Source organism: Wenyingzhuangia fucanilytica (assembly GCF_001697185.1).
In the GTDB taxonomy this organism is placed as follows: domain Bacteria; phylum Bacteroidota; class Bacteroidia; order Flavobacteriales; family Flavobacteriaceae; genus Wenyingzhuangia; species Wenyingzhuangia fucanilytica.
Window position 1 is genome coordinate 2,349,525 of sequence record NZ_CP014224.1, and the last position, 20,416, is coordinate 2,369,940.

Below are 20,416 nucleotides of genomic sequence, written 5' to 3' on the forward strand. Positions count from 1 at the left end.
CTAACAAATGTTAGTATGATTACTTAAAAAAACGTACTTTTATATTAACAATGAAATTACCCCACAAAACAAATAAACACCTATTAAACAAATGGTTAACTCCTCACCTTAATAATATATAAAAAGTGAACTAGGAAAACTTAATAGGTATTACACATATTTTTAATTTGATATTATGAAAATCAAATACCACTTTTTTTTAGTTCTAAGCATGATTTTGTTATCCTATAACAATATTAGTGCACAAGCTACTTATACTGATCCTATCAACATCACAGATAATAAAGACTATTATATTTCTAGAATTTTATTAGGAGATATTGATAATAGTAGCACAAATTCTGCTAATAAATACACTTACTACAGTAGTAGCTCTACCTCTGTAAACAAAAACACAAATTACACAGGGACTATTAATTTTAGAGCTAAAAAATGGAACACCTATTATATTAAAATTTGGATAGATTATAATAATGATGGTGATTTTATAGATGTTGGTGAAGAAATATATTCTTTAACAGGAGAATCATCTTCAAATTCAAGTACCTCTAGATCCTTTAATTTTACTGTACCTAGTGGAGCAGCTACCGCAACACCAAGAATGAGAGTTGCAATAAAGCACAATAGCGGAGCTCCCACCCCACAAGATTTAGGTTATCAAAATGGGGAGGTTGAAGATTATAATATTAATATTTTACCCGTACCTACACCACCAACAGCATTATGTATTGGTAGTTTAAATGTAAATTTAAATGTTTCGGGAACAGCCACTATTACGCCTAGTCAAATCAACAATGGATCTTTTGATGATTTTGATGCTCCTGAAAGCTTAACTTTATCCTTAAACAAAAGTACTTTTACTTGTAATGATATTGGAGCTAATACCGTTACTTTAACCGTTACAGATACTGATGGATTAACAGACACTTGTACAGCTACTGTAAATGTAAGCTCATACTCTGGGCCATTTACTGCTCCAACATTAGAGACAATAAATGCTTACTGTTCATATACAGCTACAGCTCCTACTATGGATTATCAATGTGGTCAACAAATTAATGCAACTACTACAGACAACACAACCTTAACAAGTTCTGGTAGTATCACCTGGAGTTTTAACAATGGTACTACAACAGAAACAAGTGTGCAGACCATCAATATTATTCAACCTACCACTCCAACATCTGTAACAACCTCTAGCATTACAGAAACAACAGCAAAAATTAGCTGGAATGCTGTAGACAGTGGGCCTTTTAAAATAAGATACAAAACAACAACAAGCGGAATATGGCTACAAACTACAAGTACTAATAAATTCATCACCTTAACAGGTTTAGACAACGGAAGTAATTATGAAGTTCAAGTAGCTGTAAATGCAAGCTGTGCTAGTTATACTAGCTCTACTACATTTAATACCATAGAAGTAGAATATTGTGATGGTGGAGAGGTGAGTATTAGCCAAAATAACAAATACTACATTAGTCAAACAACTATTGGTAGCATCAACAAGTCATCAGGTAAAAATGATGGACCTTATAATTATTATAATGGAACCTCTACAACAGTAACTGCTGGAGAAAATCTATCAGGAACTGTTGTATATCAAAAAGATCAAAACAATACCGCTGGTTTTATTATTTGGATAGATTACAATCAAAATGGTGACTTTGAAACACCAGGTGAAGTAATTTATAGTAATTTAACTTCAGGGAATCCACCAACAGTAACCATTACCGAAAACTTTTCTGTAACCGTTCCTACAACTGCAACATCTGGTAAAACAAGAATGAGAGTAGTTATGCTACACAACCAGATACCTACAGACGCATGTACCTATAATCAAAATGGAGATATTGAAGACTATGATATATACATCAGACCTGTTCCTGCACCACCAACAGCTGTTTGTATTGGGACTTTAAATTTAAATTTAGATGTTGCTGGTAATTTAACCATTACTCCAGATCAAATTAACAATGGCTCTACAGATGATATTGACCCTAGTGGTAACCTACTTTTATCTTTAGATAAAACTACTTTTACTTGTAATGATCTAGGAGACAATACGGTTACCTTAACTGTTACTGATTTAGATGGATTAACAGATACTTGTACCGCTACAGTAAATATTTCGCCATTTTCAGGAGCTTTTACCTCTCCTGCCCTTGACCCTGTTGATGCTTTTTGTACCTACACGGCAACTGCTCCTGTAATGGATTACCTATGTGGAACACAAATTACAGCCACAACAACAGACAATACTACTCTTACCCAAAGTGGAAGTATTACATGGACTTTTGATAACGGAAGTACTACTGCTCAGAGCGTACAAACAATTAACATCCAAACTCCTACTACACCTACCAATGTTAGCGTTACAAATATTACAGAAACAACCGCTACAGTAAATTGGGATGCTGTAGATGATGTGGGCTTTATTATTGAATACAAAGAAACAAGCAGCGGAACATGGATTGAAACATCATCTACTGAAACCAACATAGAACTAACCGGTTTAAACAATGGTTCTGAATACGAAGTTAGAGTTAGTTTAGATGTTGATGCCGCATGTGGTAACACTACAACTGCCTCAACAACTTTTGATACCATTGCAATTGAATACTGTGATCATAACAATGCAAATATTAATCTTGATACAAATTTTTATATTAGTAACACAAATATAAACTCTGGAGATATCAATCAAACCACTAGTAGTAATAGTGGACCTTATCAATATTTTGACGGAACTTCAACGACAGTTACTGCTGGAGGAACTATATCTGGAACCATCACTTATCAAAAATCGAACTCGTCAACTGTAGGTTTTATTGCATGGATAGATTTTAATCAAGATGGTGACTTTGAAGACAGTGGAGAACAGATTTATAGCAACTTAAACAGTAGTACCGGTACTTCGTTTGCAGAAACATTATCTAGTATTTCAATTCCAATCTCTGCAAGCATAGGTAAAACTAGAATTCGTTTTGCAATGCTAGAAGACCAATTACCTTCTGGACCTTGTGATTACGACAACAACGCAGGAGACATTGAAGATTATGATCTTTATATAGAAGCAAAAGACACCACTCCTTTTGAAGCCGCTATGATTACTCAAGTATACCATACAGAATTAGGAGAAAGATGGATAGAAATCACTAATAAAAGTGAAACCACTATTCCTACTAACACATTAATTCTGGCTTTATTTGAAGACACCTCTGGTGATCAAACAGGAGTTAGTCCAACTGACATTTACACAGTTAATACTCCTTTAGCTGCTGGAGCTAGTACATTAATTAAATCATCATCTTCTTCAATTAATGTATCACCAATCACTCCATTAGACAATAATGCTATTACAGTATTTGATGGAGGAGATGACATTATTGCCATTGTTTCAGAAACAGGAACAATTGCATGGGAAAATAGATTTGATGTAGTATCTAATATTACTGACAATACTTCTTTTGTACGTAACGATGATGTATCAAACTACAACACTACCTATACTGCTAGTGAATGGACAGCCTTTGTTAATGACAATTTAAACCCATACAGAGATTTAGACAATGGTGGACCAGAAAGACACCCTAACGCACCTTTATTATCAGAAGTAACTTTTGCAGGAGCTACATTAAATGCTAGATTAGGTGTCCATAACTTTGGAGCTACTACATTAAGTTCAAGCACATGGAATAACGGAACACCTGATAGATCTAGAGAAGTGATTATCAGTCAAAATTATGAAGAAACTAGTAATCCTATAAAAGCACGTAAATTAAGTGTTACTAACAGTAATAAACTAACACTTACAAACCAATTATTAGTTGTAAGCAATAGTATAAATGTGAATTCCACTGCCGAAATTAAATTAGCTGGAACTTCACAATTAATACAAACACATACTGGAACCGAGCAAATTATTGGAACCGGAAAGTTTTATATTGATAGAAACACCACTAACGCAAGTATATATAGGTTTAGCTACTTTTCATCACCCATGAACAGTATTGGTGAAACTACTTTTACGCTGGCTGATGTATTAAAAGACGGAACAATTCCTACCTCTAGTACCTCAAGCGCTGTTAATATTAATTTTATAGGTGGATATGATGGAGCTGCTACCACACCAATTTCTATTGCAGAACACTGGATATACACTTATAAAAGTGCTACAGGTAGTGTAGATGATTATGTGCAAAAAAAATCACTTGAATACATCCAACAAACTGATGGATTTACCATGAAAGGTACTGGTGTAGCACAAAACTACACTTATGTGGGAACTCCTAAAGACGGTAATTTAACAACTAGTATTGCAGCAGATGAATCTTATTTGGTTGGAAATCCATATCCTTCTGCAATAAGTGCCAAACGATTTATTGAAGATAACGAAGATGCAATTACTGGTATTTTATACTTCTGGCAACATTTAGGTGAACAAAGTACAAGCGGTACTTCTGGTCATAATTATGGAGGTTATATTGGTGGTTATGCTACACGTACCGTAGACACAGGAACATCTGCCGATCAAGTTGCCATAAACAACAACCAAAACAACGGAACCCCAACATTAGGTAATGGAAATTACACAACACCAGAAGCATACATTCCTGTTGGACAAGCGTTTTTTATTCAAGGAGACACAGATGGAGGTACTGTAACCTTTAATAACAGTCAAAGAGAATACATTACCGAGGGAAGTGAGTCTGTATTTTTCAAGACTCCTGGAAAAAACTTTATGACTAAAACTCAAAAAATCCTTCCTATCGTTTCTTTAGACAAACAAAATATGATACCTATCATTAAAGTAGGAATGAATTTTAAAAATGAGGAAGACATAGATTTACACAGACAAATAGCAATATCATTCAACCAAAATAATTCGTTTGCTTATGATAAAGGTCACGACGCACCATCTTTTAATTCTGGCGCAACAGATATATATTGGAAATTCCCTAATGATGAACAAAAATACGTAATTGCAGGTGTTCAAGAAATTAGTGAAGAACTAGAAGTTCCTTTAGAAGTTGTTATGGGGTACGATGGAGCATTAACCATTAGTATTGATGAATGGCAGTCTGTTGATAGAGATGTTTACTTAAAAGACATTGTTAATAATACAGCAATCAAAATTAACGGAGGAACCGCTACACTTAACTTGACACAAAATACTTATAGCAATAGATTTTACTTAGCTTTTGACAATACTGACGCTTTAAACAACGATGATTTAAACACATCTCCTATAACGGTAATGTATGACAATAATTCTCATGCAATCATTATTAAAAATCATGAAAACATCAGTATACACAACATTGACTTAATTAGTATTGTTGGACAAAAAACAAAAACTTGGTCAGATTTTAATGAAAGTAAAGAAACAACTTTAGCATCTGGAAATATTGCTCCAAATATCTACATCCTTAAAATACACACAGACAATGGAGTGATAAAGAAAAAAGTGTTTATTGAATAAATATTATATCAAAAATAAAAGAGCCACTCAATGAGTGGCTCTTTTATTTTATGTAGTTTATAAATCCATTTCTTTTAGACTTTCTACCTTGTTTCTTTCTAAGAAAGCATCAATAGTTTCAAAATGTTCTATCACTCTTTTATCCTTAAACTCAAATACTTTCTGAGACAATCCTTTTAAGAAATCTCTATCATGTGAAACCAAAATTAAGGTTCCATCAAAATTTTGCAGCGCCTCTTTGATTACATCTTTAGAACGTAAATCTAAATGGTTTGTTGGCTCATCTAAAATAAGTACGTTTACTGGCTCTAACAATAATTTCACCATTGCCAAACGAGTTTTTTCTCCTCCAGATAACACTCCAACTTTCTTTTCAATATCATCGCCTTTAAACATAAAAGCTCCTAATATGTTTTTAATTTGAGTTCTAATATCTCCCACAGCAACATTATCTACTGTTTCAAAAATAGTTAAATCATTATCCAACAAAGAAGCTTCATTCTGAGCAAAATACCCAACTTTGGCATTATGCCCTAATCCACAAGAACCTTCAAAATCAATTTGCCCCATAATAGCCTTAATCATGGTTGATTTACCTTGACCATTTTGACCGACAAAACTTACCTTTTCTCCCCTTGCAATAGCCATGTTTGCTTCTTTAAAAATAACATGATCACCATATGATTTACTCATGTTCTCTACCTTAACAGGGTAATCTCCAGAACGTGGTGATGGAGGGAAACGAAGTCTTAGTGATGAAGTATCTACCTCATCAACTTCAATAATTTCCATCTTTTCTAACATTCTTTTTCTAGAAGCTACAGAAGATGCTTTTGAATATGTTCCTTTAAAACGTTCTATGTACAACTTATTATCAGCAATCATCTTTTGTTGCTCATCATAAGCTTTTTGCTGATTGGCTCTACGCTCTTTTCTTAACTCTAAATAATGAGAATAATTAGCTTTATAATCATATACTTTCCCCATAGAAACCTCTAAAGTTCTATTGGTTATATTATCTACAAAAGCCTTATCGTGAGAAATTACAATTACTGCTTTTGCTTTATTTAACAAAAAGTTTTCTAACCAAATAACAGACTCAATATCTACGTGGTTAGTAGGTTCATCTAATAAGATTAAATCAGGTTTTTTTAATAAAATTTTAGCCAATTCAATACGCATTCTCCAACCTCCACTAAATTCAGAAGTGGATCTGTTAAAATCTTCCTGCGTAAACCCTAAACCTTTTAAAGCAACCTCTACCTCTGCTTCGTAATTTACATCTTCTAAGGCATAATATTTTTCTCCTAAATCTGATACACGTTCAATAATTTTCATGTACTCATCAGACTCATAATCAGTTCTTGTTTCTAACTGCTTATTTAGCTCTTCCATTTCAGATTTCATAGAAAATACCTCATCAAAAGCTTTTGAAGCCTCTTCGACCACAGTACATTCATCATCTATTAATAAATGCTGAGGTAAATAAGCTATGACAGTATCTTTAGGACAACGAATTCCTCCTCTAGTTGGCGTTTGTAATCCTGCAATAATTTTCATCATGGTAGACTTACCGGCACCATTTTTACCCATCAAGGCAATTTTATCATTCTCGTTAATAACGAAAGACACATCACTAAACAAAGTATGTCCACTAAACTCTACTGCTAAATTATCTACAGAAATCATAAAAGTTTTTTTAAAAGCCCAAAAATACAAAAAAGAAACCCCAGACTAATGTCTAGGGCTCCTCTATTTTATACGTGAAATAAATTAAAAACTTGCCATTCCTGACTAATGAAATGGCAAGAGATAACTAGAAACTATTAAAACTAGCTTAAGTACATTAAGCATAGGATAATACAATTTAAAAAACCTGCAAAGCATTGATGTTTTATGACATAAATTAAACTCTATCATGGAAATAAAACTTAAAAATTATCAACTTGCGATGCGTTCAACCTAATCCAATATTGATATATAACAGCTTTAACACTGTTACACAACTAACAAATATTTAAAAAACCTCCCAATTCTTTATTTTACATTTGCTTGTTTAATAATACACAACGCCTTACAGGTAATATGTTTATTTAATAAAAACCTAAATGATCTAACCAAATTACAAATACGCAAACAAACTACGTATTTATACTTGCAAAACTAAGTAATAAAAACAGTTAAACCAAAGATTAAGTTTCTTTTTTTTATAATAATCCGATTTAAGCTAAACATTATATCATAAAACAGAAAAAGCCTTGATTTATTAATAAATCAAGGCTTTTTAATTGTTATTTAAATTTTAACTAAGCTGTTTCTACTTTACCAGGAACGACTGCTAATTCATCTTCTTGAGAAAACTTAATTGTTAAAGCTATCAAAGCAGTTATTACCACTAAAACTCCAATCATAAAATATCCACTTGCAACTGCATCAGAAGATGCTGCTGCTTGAGCAGATTTAATCACATCTGCTGCAGCTCCTTTAGAAGTTATAATCGCTTCTTTTTCTGCAATTGCTGATTTAGATTTTAATAATATTGCCGCTAAAAACGCACCTACATTACCACCTGCTCCAACAATACCACTAATAGATCCTATTGCTTTTTTGTTGATGAAAGGTACTACAGAAAAAGTAGCTCCCTCTGCCATTTGCACAGATAAACTAAAGCATATTAAGAAAATAAATGCTACTATAAAGTTTTCGGCTCCAGAAAAAGTAGCCAACATCAATCCTTCAATTGTTAAAATAACAGCTAGGAATAATACCCTACCTCTTAATCCTTTTAATTTACCAAACTTATCTCCAAAGAAACCACCTAAAGTTCTTGCAAAAATATTCATTAACGCAAATGATAATACTAAGTTACCAGCAGTTACTCTTTCTAACTGAAAAGTGTTTTGTAAATAATCATCCATGGTTCCATATACGGTTAACTCCATTCCAAATGATGCTGCATATACCAAGAACAATATCCATACACGGTAATCTTTAACAGCTACCATAAATCCTGCTTCATCCTTTTTAAGCTCAGGCATATCTCCTGACGCTTTTAATTCTTTAAAATTACCTTCTGGTGTATCTTGGGTAAAGAAGAAATAAACCAATCCCATAAGAAAACAGATACATCCTGCAGTAATCATAGAATATCTCCAAGCTTCTGTTTCGGCAACACCAAAACTAATTACTCCTGCAGCAATTAATGGCATTCCTAAACGATTGGCTCCACCACCTAAATTACCCCATCCAGCAGATGTTGCATTAGCAGTACCTACAATATTAGGAGCAAACATAATAGAAGTGTGGAATTGAGTAATTACAAAAGAAGCCCCAATAAATCCGATTAAAAATCTACATACCAAAAACTGTAATGGTGTTTGTACTAAACCTATTAATATTACAGGAATAGCTCCTAACATTAACAACCAAGTATAACACAAACGAGGTCCGTATTTATCACATAATTTACCAATTAACAAACGAGCAAAAACAGTACCTGTTACTGCTAATATGATAGAATTCCATTTTTGATCTGGAGTTAAACCTAAATCTTTTACTACGTATGGCATAAAAGGAACGATTCCAAACCACGAGAAAAAACACATAAAAAATGCGATAGAAGTAATCCAAAATGTTTGGATAGGTTTACTCTTTAAATTAAACAAATCTAGTTTTGTTGATTTTGCTGATACTGACATAATAATTACTTTAAAAAAACAATACGTAAAAAACTACGTATTTATACCGGCAAAAATAGTAGACTTAAAAAGAATAAAAACTATAATTTTCTACAAATTTCACATAACTGCGCAATAACATTTAGTAAACACGTATTAAGCAATTAAAAAACTGCTAAAAAGCAATTTTTGGAATATTTACTTAAAATTTTATGGTGTACTAATAATTTTCCATCTTTGATGTACTCTGAAAAAATTACGTATGTCTATCCAAAACATTATTCATAAAAGAAGAACATTAAAGGTACTTAGTGCAGAACCTAAGCCTATATTAAAAACAGAAGTATCTATTACTGATTTAGAAGAAATGGTTACTTGTGCAGGTAAGGCTCCTTTTCATTACCCTGCAAATAATGAAGCGATTGAACATACTGAACTAAAATCTTTGGCTCCATGGAGATTTTATATTTTGGATACTAAAACTTGTAGAGATTTAGCAAAGTATTATATAGACAACAATATAGATGGCGGAAAAATTGTACAAATGTTACATACTGCATCGGCGCTAATACAAGCTACTTGGATACCCGAACCTTTAGATAATGGAAAAATTGAGTTTCATCAAAAAAACATAGAACATGTTGCTGCTACAAGTGCAGCTATTCAAAACTTATTACTTGTTGCAACTGAAAAAGGATATGAAACATATTGGTCTAGTGGCGGAACTTTAAGAGAAAATAATTTTAAAGAATTGCTTAACATTCCTACCAACGAACAATTATTAGGAAGTATATTTATCTTTTCCGATGACAATATCAAAAACACAAAACAAATTACAGGAGCATGGAGGGAAAAACAAGGGAGCATTAAAGACTTTAGTAGTTTTGTTACTATCTAAAACTAAAGACTTATTTTTGCAAAAAAAATAAATAATCATCATGAAAAATATAATCAATCTTTTGTTTTTTGTGCTTAGTGCTCAGTTATTTTCTCAAGAAATAGGAATAAGACTAGGAAATTTTGGAGATAACAATGTTGCTATTGATGGGATTGTAAACTTTGAAGATCGCACCAGACTACATGGAGATATTACCTTTGGTAATGGAATTGGAGCCAATTTACTTTATGATTTTAAAGTAAAACCTATAAAAGAAAGTAATCCAAACTTTCAATACTATATTGGAGCGGGAATTGGTACTTTTATAGGAGATCCATTTATTTTAGGGGTTAATGGAGAAACAGGAATAGAATATCTTTTAAAAAAGACTCCTATTACTTTTGGTTTAGATTGGAGACCACAACTAAATATTATTACCAAAACCTCTATAGACATATTAAGATTTGGGTTTAACATTCGTTACCGTATAAACGAATTATAATTAAAAATTCATGCAAAAAAGAATAAACATACAAAACAAAAGAGCTCGATTTGAATATGAAATACTAGACAAATATGTAGCTGGAATTGTATTAACGGGGACTGAAATAAAATCTATTAGATTGAGTAAAGCTCGTATTACAGATAGCTTTTGTGAATTTAACGATCAGGGAGAATTATTTGCCATCAATATGTTTATTGAAGAGTATTTGTATGGAAACGCATATAATCACAAACCAAAAAGTTCTAGAAAACTTCTTTTAAATAAAAAGGAATTAAAAAAACTTAACAAAGAAGTACAAGCTGGTGGTTTAACTATTGTTCCTTTAAAAATGTTTTTAAACGATAAAGGTTTAGCCAAACTAGAAATTGCCCTTTGTAAGGGTAAAAAACTTTATGACAAAAGACAAACTATTAAAGATAGAGACAACAAAATATCGTTAGATAGAGTTAAAAAATCTTATTAAATGGTTAGCATACTCCAATTAATTAGGTGGAAAAACCTTGTATTGATTAGTATAGGGCAAATCATTATTATTTGGAGTTTATATTCTTTAGAGCAGTTTACTTTACCTGCTGTTTTTTATATTATTTGTACCTTATGTTTTGCTGCTGGTGGAAATATCATCAATGATTATTTTGACCTTATCCCAGACAAAATTAACAAACCCCAAAAGCAAATTATAGGAAAAATCATCACTCCTAAAAAAGCTTTTACATTATATATTTTCATCAATATAATTGGGCTTATTATAGGAACACTAATTTGTTTTCTTTTACAAAGTATTACCTTGTATTTTTATGGAATTCCTGTAATCATCCTATTATATTTATACAGTAAAAAACTAAAAGGAACTCCTTTACTGGGCAATATCATCATTGCAAGTTTTACAGCATTTTCTATGTTATTTATTTTGATGATTATTCCTAGTTCACCTTACCAAAAAGGAATTATTTATCTATTATCTCTATTTGCTTTTTTGCTAAATTTTATCAGAGAAATTATTAAAGATATTGAAGATATTAAAGGAGATAAAAAAGCCTTATTAAAAACACTACCTATTTTAATAGGTACCAAAAGCACTATAAAATTTGTACGAATAATTATATTATTTACTTTAATGTGTTTTGTAATGTTGTTATATATAACGAACCAAATTCCACTTAAAATTTACATTTTCGTTACTTTAATACTTCCACTGTCTAATATTTTTATTAACTTAAAAAACAGTAAAAAAAAGCACGATTATTCAAGAATTAGTAAAAATCTTAAATTAATTATTGCATTTGGAATTTTTACTATACTTTTTACATAAACATAAACTACATACATGCTAAAAGATATTCTTAAAAACTACAAGGTGATTTTAGGTTCAAAATCACCGAGAAGAAAACAATTCTTAGAAGATTTAAATATAGTATTTGAAAGTCGAACAATAGATAGTCAAGAAATATACCCTCACCATTTTAAAGCTGAACAAATCACTGAATTTTTAGCGGAGTATAAATCAAATGCAATTCATTTAGAAGATAATGAGTTATTGATAACTGCTGATACTATTGTATGGTCTAATAACAAAGCACTTGAAAAACCAAAAAACAATCTTGATGCTTTTAAAATGTTAGAAGAATTATCAAATAACAGTCACGAAGTAATTACCTCTGTTTGTATTGCCACTACCAAAAAAACAAAGGTGTTTACAGACAAAACCAAAGTTTATTTTAAAGAACTAAGTTCTAAAGAAATTAACTACTATATAGAGAACTACAAACCTTTTGATAAAGCCGGAAGTTATGGAATTCAGGAATGGATTGGATTAATTGGAGTTACTAAAATTGAAGGTAGTTATGCAAACGTTGTAGGTCTTCCTGTACAAAAATTATATAAAGAACTTAAAAACTTTTAATATTATTCCTGTAACCATATAAAATTATTACTTTTGCCGACAATTAAATGTTAGAACTGTAAAATGAAAAAATACACTTACACAGAGAAAAAAGATACTCGTTCAGGTTTTGGTACTGGTTTAGCTCATTTAGGAAGAACAAACCCTAATGTTGTAGCATTATGTGCCGATTTAATTGGTTCATTAAAAATGGATGAATTTATTAAAGAAAATCCTGAAAGATTTTTCCAAATTGGTATTGCAGAAGCTAACATGATGGGAATTGCTGCTGGTTTAACTATAGGTGGAAAAATTCCATTTACAGGAACTTTTGCTGCTTTCTCTACAGGACGTGTTTATGATCAAATTAGACAATCTATTGCATATTCTGATAAAAACGTAAAAATTTGTGCTTCTCACGCGGGATTAACTTTAGGAGAAGATGGAGCAACTCACCAAATTCTAGAAGATATAGGATTGATGAAAATGTTACCAGGTATGACAGTAATTAATACTTGTGACTTTAATCAAACTGAAGCTGCTACAATTGCAATTGCTGAACATGAAGGACCTGTATATTTACGTTTTGGTAGACCTGTAGTGCCTATTTTTATGCCTAAATTTACTGATACTGAAAATGAAAATAAATTTGTAATTGGTAAAGGTATTCAAATGACAGAAGGTAACGATGTAACTATTGTTGCTACTGGTCACTTAGTTTGGGAAGCTTTACAAGCTGCAGAAGAATTAGAAAAAGAAGGAATTACTGCTGATGTAATTAACATACATACTATTAAACCTTTAGATGAAGAAATTATTTTAAAATCTATTGCTAAAACAGGATGTATTGTTACTGCTGAAGAACACAATATTATTGGTGGTTTAGGAGAAAGTGTTGCTAGAACTTTAGCTTTAAACACTCCTGTTCCTCAAGAATTTGTAGGTACTCAAGATACTTTTGGAGAATCTGGTACTCCTGCTCAGTTAATGGACAAATACAACTTAAATGCTGCTGCAATTGTTGCTGCATCTAAAAAAGTTATCAAAAGAACATAGTTCTTAAATAATACTAAATAAAAAAGGCATCCAAAATTGGATGCCTTTTTTATTTCTATTTTATTTCTGCTATTATCCTAACCAAGCATTTAACATCCACAATGTTTTTTCTTGCTCACTTACAAAATCACTAATCATAGAATTAGTTCCTTCATCATCTGCTTCGTCAGACACAACTAATAATTCTCTTTCAATTTCTAACAATTGCTTATACCCTGTTACCACTAAATTAACAGCCTCAACATCATTGGTAATATTTTTCCCTACAGCTATTTTAGAAGTTTCTAAATAATCTGTAAAAGTATGTAATGGAGTTCCTCCTAATGTTAAAATACGCTCAGCTATTTCATCGATTTTTATCTGAGAATCTGTATAATATTCTTCAAACTTTACGTGTAATTCAAAAAAGTTTTTCCCTTTAATATTCCAGTGTAATCCTCTTAAGTTTTGGTAATGAATTTGAAAATTAGCTAGTAAATCATTTAGGTTTTCAATAATTCTATTTGCGCTTTTTGTTTCAATTCCTACTAGTGTTTTCATTTTATATTTTTTTAATTATACCTCAAATTTAAAAGAAATTAAGAAGTCAAATCAATAACTATAATTGATAATTTTAATATCTTTATAAATAATATCGATATACATTCCATATTTATGACTATTACTCAATTAAAATATGTTTTAGCAGTAGCAAAATATCAAAACTTTACCACAGCTTCGGAACATTGTTTTGTTACCCAACCAACTTTAAGTATGCAAATACATAAACTAGAAGAAGCTTTGGATATTCAAATCTTCAATAGAAACAAAAAACCTATTGAGCTAACAGAAGTTGGTAAAAAAATAGTAGCGCAAGCTAAAATTATTGTAAATGAGAGTAACCGAATTACAGATATTGTAGATCAAGAAAAAGGATATATCGGTGGGGAATTTAAAATAGGAATCATCCCTACAATTATGCCTAGTCTACTACCTTTATTTCTTAAAAACTTTAATAAAAAATATCCAAAAGTAGCACTTGTTATAAACGAATTAACTACTGCAGAAATTGTACAAAAACTAAAGGATGGTTATTTAGATGCTGCCATTGCCGCAACTCCTTTAAATGATGAAAACATCATAGAATCTCCTATTTATTACGAACCATTTATTGGGCTAGTAAATAGCAACCACAGATTATATAACGAAAAATTCTTAAATCCTCAAGACCTTAGTTTAGATGATTTATTGTTATTAGAAGACGGACATTGTTTTAAAGAAAGCGTATTAAATATTTGTAGCTCTTTAAGTCCAAACAACAAAAAGCAATTTGCCCTACAAAGCGGTAGTTTTAACACTTTAATTAAATTAACCAAAGAAGGTATGGGAATGACTCTTTTGCCATATTTACATTCTTTAGATCTAAGTAAAGAAGATAAAAGTTTGATTCGCGAGTTTCAAAAACCATATCCAGCAAGAGAAGTAAGTATGATTTACCATAAATCAGAATTAAAACTACAACTTATTAATGCTTTAAAAGATGAAATTTCTGGGGTTATTAGAGGATTAATTGCTTTTACAGATGTTGATATCATCAGTCCTTTAAAAGCTGTCAATTAAATATTGACTTTAAAATTTAATTTTTATAACTTATTATTTCCTATTAAACTATAAACCATGCAATCTGTAACTAGGATTTTTGATTTTCCGATGTATCAATTAGAAAATCTTCCGCTTAAAAAAGCGTTCACCACTAAATACAATAATGAGTGGGTTTCTATTTCTACACAAGAATTTATTGAACAGTACAACTATGCCTCTAAAGGATTGTTAGAGTTAGGAATTAATAAGGATGATAAAATTGCTGTCATTTCATCTAACAATAGAACTGAATGGAACATTTTAGATATTGCTATATTGCAAACTGGAGCACAAAATGTACCCATTTACCCTACCATATCTGCCAATGATTATGAATATATCTTAAACCATTCTGAAGCTACTTATTGCTTTGTATCTGATGTAGAAATTTTAGAAAAAGTAAACCTAATCAAGAATAAAACTTCTATTAAAGAAGTGTATACTTTTGATGAAATTGATGGGGTAAAGAATTGGAAAGAAATTATTGAATCAGGAAAAAAATCTGATAAAGACCAATTATTAGAAGAACGAAAAAATAGTATTCTAACAACAGATTTAGCCACTATTATTTACACCTCTGGAACTACAGGAAAACCTAAAGGAGTAATGTTGAGCCATCAAAATATAGTTTCTAATACTATTGACAGCTCTCCTAGAGTTCCACTTGAAAAGGGAAAGTCTAAGGCTTTAAGTTTTTTACCTGTTTGTCATGTTTTTGAAAGAATGATTTTATACTTATATCAATACGAAAGCATTGAAATATATTTTGCAGAATCTATTGAAAAAGTTAGCGATAATCTAAAAGAAATTAAGCCTAACATTATGACGGGAGTTCCCCGATTATACGAAAAGGTTTATGATAAAATTTACGCCAAAGGACAGGAACTAAAAGGAATAAAAAAAGCTTTATTCTATTGGGCTGTTAATCTAGGATTAAGATATGAACCTTTTGGAGCTAATGGTTGGTGTTATGAATTTCAATTAAAAATTGCTAGAAAATTAATTTTTAGCAAATGGAAAGAAGCTTTAGGAGGAAACCTAAGTACTTTGGTTTCTGGTAGTGCTGCCTTACAACCTAGATTAGCTAGAGTATTTGCAGCAGCAGAAATGACCATTTTAGAAGGTTATGGTTTAACAGAAACTTCTCCTGTTATTGCTGTTAACGATATTAAAAACAAAGCATTTAAAATAGGAACTGTAGGTAAAACTATTGATAATATTGAAGTTAAAATTGCCGAAGATGGTGAGATTTTAGTAAAAGGTCCTAATATCATGCTTGGCTATTACAAAGATCCTGAAAAAACGGAAAGTGTAATGTCTGGCGAGTACTTTCATACTGGAGATATAGGTGAATTAGACAGTGAAGGTTTTTTAAAAATTACCGATCGTAAAAAGGAAATTTTTAAAACCTCTGGGGGAAAATATGTAGTACCTACTTTATTAGAAAACGATTTAAAACAATCTAGATTTATTGAGCAAATTATGGTCATTGGTGAGGGGGAAAAAATGCCAGCTGCTCTTATTCAAATCAACTTTAATTTTATGCGTGACTGGTGTAAAATTAAAAATATAATAGATGTTGACACCAATGAAAAACTAATTAAAAATCCATTAGTAATAGATCGTATTAATCAAGAAGTACAAAGTTGTAATAAAAATTTTGGTAATTGGGAACAAATTAAAAGGTTTGAATTAACCCCTGATGAATGGAGTATTGACGGAGGGCATTTAACTCCAACTATGAAAATAAAACGTAAAATTGTTTTAGAAATATATAAAGATTTATACCAAAAAATATATGGAGAAAATTAGGCTCTTTTTCCTAATTCAATCACCTCTAAATTGGTGATTTCTCCTTTTATAATTTCAAAACGCAACATTGTTCTTACTTGATGAAAACCATGTTTACCAGCTGCTCCCGGATTCATATGTAGCAACTGTAATTTTTGATCGTACTGAACTTTTAAAATATGCGAATGCCCACTAATAAATAATTTTGGTGGGTTTTCTTTTATCTTTTCTTTAATTCTTACATTATATCGGTTAGGATAGCCTCCAATATGCGTCATCCAAACTTCTAAACCATCAACAACAAAACGATTGTCTAAAGGGAATTCTGCCCTAGCTTCTGCTCCATCAATATTACCATAAACAGCTCTTAAAGGCTTTAACTTTTTAAGAGCATCGGTTACTGTTATTTCTCCAATATCCCCCACATGCCAAACCTCATCGGCTAATTTTACATATTTTAAAATGGCATCATCTAAATAGCTATGTGTGTCTGATAGTAATAGTATTTTCATAATCACAAAAATCGATATTTTTATTCAATTTCATCGGCTTTCTTACTTCATAGTTTGTGTTGATTGTAACCCTATAATTCAATACCTTTATACTCTAAAAAAACAAACTTTTGAGGTACTTTGCAGAACTCTCTTATTTAGGTAAAAATTATCACGGATGGCAAATACAACCAAATGCCATTAGTGTACAAGAAGTGGTACAAAAAAGCCTTTCTACAATTTTAAGAAACCCAATAGAAGTGGTTGCTGCAGGTAGAACAGATGCAGGAGTACACGCTTCTCAAATGTTTATTCATTTTGACACAGAACTCGATTTAGATTCCGATGTTTATTGTTATAAAATGAATGCATTATTGCCAGATGATATTGTTTTTCATCGCATCTTTAAAGTAAACAAAGATGCTCATACTCGTTTTGATGCTATCAAAAGAAGTTATGAATACAAAATATTATTAGGAAAAAGTCCTTTTACTACTGATACAGAATGGCAAATAAATCATCAATTAAATATTGATGCAATGAATCAAGCAGCTAAACATTTACTTGATTTTACTGATTTTAAATGCTTTTCTAGATCTAAAACAGATGTAAGAACTTATAATTGTGATATTAGTAGAGCTGAATTTATTTTAAACGGAAATCAATTGGTATTTCATATCTCTGCAGATCGTTTTTTAAGAAATATGGTTCGTGCAATTGTTGGTACATTATATGCAGTTGGACTTGGTAAAATGTCGCCAGAAAATATAAAGAACATCATCAACAGTAAAGAAAGATCAAATGCAGGAGCTTCTGCCCCAGCCCATGGACTTTTTTTAACTGAAATTTTATACCCAGAAAACATTAAAAATGTCATCAAATAAAAAAATAAAAGTACTCGACATAAATATATTCAGTCGAATTATGAGCTATGCAATGGCTTATAAAGCGTTATTTATTTTTACAGCTATATTTTCCGTTTGTTTAGCTGCGGTATCTGCTTACAGACCATATTTAATTATTAATGGAATTGACAGGTTTGTATACACCAAAACGGAAGAAGGTTTTTTAAACTTTGTAATGCTAATTTTAATAGCATTAATAGCCGAAGTTTTATTGCAATTATGCTTTATATACCTAGCCAACCTATTAGGACAAAGTGTAATTAAAGATATTAGAACCAAACTTTTTAAGCATATTTTAAAGTTTAACATGGCCTATTTTAACAACTCTTCTGTTGGTAGAATGGTTACTCGTGTGGTTTCTGATGTAGAAACGATTGCACAATTTTTTAGTCAAGGTTTATTTATGATTGTGAACGATATTCTTAAAATGTTTATCATCGCAGTAGTCATGCTTGTCATCAACTGGAAATTGGCTTTAATTGCTTTTGTGGTATTACCTGTTTTAATTTATGCAACCAAAGTTTTTCAAAAAGCCATCAAAACTGCTTTTCAAGAAGTACGTGTTCAAGTAGCCAACCTAAATGGTTTTGTGCAAGAGAGGGTTACAGGAATGAAAATTGTACAACTTTTTAATAGAGAAAATATTGAATATCAAAAGTTTCAAGACATCAATAAAAAACACAGAACAGCACACATTAAAACGGTTTGGTATTTTTCTATTTTCTATCCTATTGCCGAGGTTTTATCATCTATTGCCGTAGGATTAATAGTTTGGTTTGGAGGTAGAGAATTGGCAGAAAACAACAATGTTACTCCTGGTGAAATTATTGGATTTATTATGATGACAGAAATGTTATTTAGACCTTTAAGACAAATTGCCGATAAATTTACCACTTTACAAATGGGAATGGTTGCTGGTGATCGTGTGTTCGAAATTATGGATACCAAAAGCCATATTGATGCTCAAGGAACTTTTAAACCTAAAAACATCAAAGGGAATATTGATTTTAAAGATGTTGTTTTTAGTTATTTAAAAGATGAAAAAATTCTTAAAGGAATCTCTTTTAATGTTAAACAAGGAGAAACTATTGCTATTGTTGGTGCTACAGGTGCTGGTAAATCAACAATAATAAATCTTATCAATCGTTTTTACGACATAGATAGTGGAACTATTTTAGTTGATGGAACCCCTATAAAAGATTATGATTTAAACTTTTTAAGAAACGAAATTGCTATTGTTTTGCAAGATGTTTTCTTATTTTCTGATAGTATTAAAAACAATATTAGTTTACAAAAAGAAGACATTACTATAGAAGAAATTAAAAATGCAGCTCAACAAATTGGGATAGAAGAATTTGTAGAAAGTTTACCTGGAGGCTTTGAATATAATGTTAAAGAACGTGGAGTAATGCTATCTTCTGGACAAAGACAATTAATCGCTTTTTTAAGAGCTTATGTTTCTAACCCAAGTATTTTAATTTTAGATGAAGCGACTTCTTCTATTGACTCACACTCCGAACAAATGATTCAGTTTGCTATTGATAAAATAACAGAGGGAAGAACTAGTATTGTAATTGCACATCGTTTGGCAACTGTAAAAAATGCCGATAGAATTATTGTATTAGATCAAGGAAATATTGTTGAAGAAGGAACACATCAAGAACTATTAAATACCAATGATGGTTTTTATAAAAACTTATACGACAAACAATTCGCTAACCAACAAATTGCTTCATAAATGAAAAAAATATATCAAACAGTAAATGCTCCTGCACCAGTAGGACCTTATAATCAAGCGGTATCTGTTCATGGAATCTTATATGTTTCTGGACAAATTGCCATCGATCCTAAAACAGGAGAGTTTGTTACAGATAATATTCAGTCTGAAACAAATCAGGTAATGAAAAATATTCAAGCCATATTATTAGAAGCAGGTGCTACTTTTGAAAACGTAGTAAAAGCCTCTATATTTTTGGCTAATATGGATGATTTTGCAGATGTTAATAAAGTTTATGCTAGCTATTTTAATGAAATTACAGCACCAGCAAGAGAATGTGTAGAAGTTTCTAAATTGCCTAAAAATGTATCTGTAGAAATTTCTGTTATTGCACATCTATAAACCCCATA

General features: G+C 31.1%; 16 protein-coding genes. 12 read left to right on the top strand and 4 right to left on the bottom strand.

Annotated elements, in window-relative coordinates; genetic code table 11:
- Window positions 1–175 precede the first annotated feature (175 nt).
- The gene (locus AXE80_RS09465; protein WP_068826674.1) at window positions 176–5,485 is read left to right on the top strand and encodes a GEVED domain-containing protein; all 5,310 of its coding nucleotides are present in this window, start codon (window positions 176–178) and stop codon (window positions 5,483–5,485) included.
- 57 nt (window positions 5,486–5,542) lie between these two features.
- On the opposite strand, the gene AXE80_RS09470 is transcribed toward AXE80_RS09465, so the two are convergent.
- A complete protein-coding gene (locus tag AXE80_RS09470) occupies window positions 5,543–7,174 on the bottom strand; it encodes an ABC-F family ATP-binding cassette domain-containing protein (protein ID WP_068826676.1) in 1,632 nt (543 codons plus the stop codon).
- A gap of 617 nt (window positions 7,175–7,791) precedes the next feature.
- Entirely contained in the window at window positions 7,792–9,183 is a 1,392-nt protein-coding gene (locus AXE80_RS09475; protein WP_068826678.1) for an MFS transporter, read from the bottom strand.
- Between the two features lie 241 nt (window positions 9,184–9,424).
- Between AXE80_RS09475 and AXE80_RS09480 the strand changes: the two genes are divergently transcribed.
- The 6 genes from AXE80_RS09480 (at window position 9,425) to AXE80_RS09505 (ending at window position 13,482) form a co-directional block, all read left to right on the top strand.
- The gene (locus AXE80_RS09480) at window positions 9,425–10,060 is read left to right on the top strand and encodes a nitroreductase family protein (protein ID WP_068826680.1); all 636 of its coding nucleotides are present in this window, start codon (window positions 9,425–9,427) and stop codon (window positions 10,058–10,060) included.
- A gap of 40 nt (window positions 10,061–10,100) precedes the next feature.
- Window positions 10,101–10,541 carry a hypothetical protein gene (locus AXE80_RS09485; RefSeq protein ID WP_068826682.1) on the top strand — a complete coding sequence of 147 codons (441 nt, stop codon included), beginning with the start codon at window positions 10,101–10,103 and terminating at the stop codon, window positions 10,539–10,541.
- A 10-nt stretch (window positions 10,542–10,551) separates the two neighbouring features.
- On the top strand, window positions 10,552–11,007 hold the full coding sequence (gene smpB, locus AXE80_RS09490; RefSeq protein WP_068826684.1) for an SsrA-binding protein SmpB: 456 nt from the start codon (window positions 10,552–10,554) through the stop codon (window positions 11,005–11,007).
- Window positions 11,008–11,856 (top strand): geranylgeranylglycerol-phosphate geranylgeranyltransferase, encoded by an 849-nt coding sequence (locus tag AXE80_RS09495; RefSeq protein ID WP_068826686.1) that lies wholly within the window; start codon window positions 11,008–11,010, stop codon window positions 11,854–11,856.
- 15 nt (window positions 11,857–11,871) lie between these two features.
- Complete coding sequence (locus AXE80_RS09500) at window positions 11,872–12,447, top strand: Maf family nucleotide pyrophosphatase (RefSeq protein ID WP_068826688.1); 576 nt, start codon at window positions 11,872–11,874, stop codon at window positions 12,445–12,447.
- A 63-nt stretch (window positions 12,448–12,510) separates the two neighbouring features.
- A complete protein-coding gene (locus tag AXE80_RS09505) occupies window positions 12,511–13,482 on the top strand; it encodes a transketolase family protein (RefSeq protein ID WP_068826690.1) in 972 nt (323 codons plus the stop codon).
- Window positions 13,483–13,554: 72 nt separating this feature from the next.
- Here AXE80_RS09505 and AXE80_RS09510 read toward each other — a convergent pair whose 3' ends face one another.
- Window positions 13,555–14,022, bottom strand: coding sequence for a Dps family protein (locus AXE80_RS09510; RefSeq protein ID WP_068826692.1), 468 nt, complete (start codon window positions 14,020–14,022; stop codon window positions 13,555–13,557).
- Between the two features lie 114 nt (window positions 14,023–14,136).
- On the opposite strand from AXE80_RS09510, the gene AXE80_RS09515 reads away from it, so the two are divergent.
- Together AXE80_RS09515 and AXE80_RS09520 are read left to right on the top strand one after the other, a co-directional pair.
- Window positions 14,137–15,081 carry a LysR family transcriptional regulator gene (locus AXE80_RS09515; RefSeq protein WP_068826694.1) on the top strand — a complete coding sequence of 315 codons (945 nt, stop codon included), beginning with the start codon at window positions 14,137–14,139 and terminating at the stop codon, window positions 15,079–15,081.
- 57 nt (window positions 15,082–15,138) lie between these two features.
- Window positions 15,139–16,914, top strand: coding sequence for an AMP-dependent synthetase/ligase (locus tag AXE80_RS09520; RefSeq protein WP_068826696.1), 1,776 nt, complete (start codon window positions 15,139–15,141; stop codon window positions 16,912–16,914).
- Here AXE80_RS09520 and AXE80_RS09525 read toward each other — a convergent pair.
- Complete coding sequence (locus AXE80_RS09525; RefSeq protein ID WP_068828825.1) at window positions 16,911–17,408, bottom strand: metallophosphoesterase family protein; 498 nt, start codon at window positions 17,406–17,408, stop codon at window positions 16,911–16,913. The two genes, AXE80_RS09520 and AXE80_RS09525, sit on opposite strands and share 4 nt — an antisense overlap.
- A 107-nt stretch (window positions 17,409–17,515) precedes the next feature.
- On the opposite strand from AXE80_RS09525, the gene truA reads away from it, so the two are divergent.
- From truA to AXE80_RS09540, 3 genes are read left to right on the top strand one after another with little or no spacing between them, the layout of a single operon-like run.
- The gene (truA, locus tag AXE80_RS09530) at window positions 17,516–18,268 is read left to right on the top strand and encodes a tRNA pseudouridine(38-40) synthase TruA (RefSeq protein ID WP_068826698.1); all 753 of its coding nucleotides are present in this window, start codon (window positions 17,516–17,518) and stop codon (window positions 18,266–18,268) included.
- Entirely contained in the window at window positions 18,255–20,027 is a 1,773-nt protein-coding gene (locus AXE80_RS09535) for an ABC transporter ATP-binding protein (protein ID WP_068826699.1), read from the top strand. Before truA ends, AXE80_RS09535 begins: the two co-directional genes overlap by 14 nt.
- Complete coding sequence (locus tag AXE80_RS09540; protein ID WP_068826702.1) at window positions 20,028–20,408, top strand: Rid family detoxifying hydrolase; 381 nt, start codon at window positions 20,028–20,030, stop codon at window positions 20,406–20,408.
- Window positions 20,409–20,416 lie beyond the last annotated feature (8 nt).

Bases quoted from the DNA above. Each gene is read 5' to 3' on its own strand.
- AXE80_RS09540 (WP_068826702.1), top strand. From the start codon at position 20,028: ATGAAAAAAATATATCAAACAGTAAATGCTCCTGCACCAGTAGGACCT.
- AXE80_RS09495 (WP_068826686.1), top strand. From the start codon at position 11,008: ATGGTTAGCATACTCCAATTAATTAGGTGGAAAAACCTTGTATTGATT.
- AXE80_RS09470 (WP_068826676.1), bottom strand. From the start codon at position 7,174: ATGATTTCTGTAGATAATTTAGCAGTAGAGTTTAGTGGACATACTTTG.
- AXE80_RS09510 (WP_068826692.1), bottom strand. From the start codon at position 14,022: ATGAAAACACTAGTAGGAATTGAAACAAAAAGCGCAAATAGAATTATT.
- AXE80_RS09515 (WP_068826694.1), top strand. From the start codon at position 14,137: ATGACTATTACTCAATTAAAATATGTTTTAGCAGTAGCAAAATATCAA.
- AXE80_RS09505 (WP_068826690.1), top strand. From the start codon at position 12,511: ATGAAAAAATACACTTACACAGAGAAAAAAGATACTCGTTCAGGTTTT.
- AXE80_RS09535 (WP_068826699.1), top strand. From the start codon at position 18,255: ATGTCATCAAATAAAAAAATAAAAGTACTCGACATAAATATATTCAGT.
- AXE80_RS09475 (WP_068826678.1), bottom strand. From the start codon at position 9,183: ATGTCAGTATCAGCAAAATCAACAAAACTAGATTTGTTTAATTTAAAG.
- smpB (WP_068826684.1), top strand. From the start codon at position 10,552: ATGCAAAAAAGAATAAACATACAAAACAAAAGAGCTCGATTTGAATAT.
- AXE80_RS09520 (WP_068826696.1), top strand. From the start codon at position 15,139: ATGCAATCTGTAACTAGGATTTTTGATTTTCCGATGTATCAATTAGAA.
- AXE80_RS09500 (WP_068826688.1), top strand. From the start codon at position 11,872: ATGCTAAAAGATATTCTTAAAAACTACAAGGTGATTTTAGGTTCAAAA.
- AXE80_RS09465 (WP_068826674.1), top strand. From the start codon at position 176: ATGAAAATCAAATACCACTTTTTTTTAGTTCTAAGCATGATTTTGTTA.
- AXE80_RS09485 (WP_068826682.1), top strand. From the start codon at position 10,101: ATGAAAAATATAATCAATCTTTTGTTTTTTGTGCTTAGTGCTCAGTTA.
- AXE80_RS09480 (WP_068826680.1), top strand. From the start codon at position 9,425: ATGTCTATCCAAAACATTATTCATAAAAGAAGAACATTAAAGGTACTT.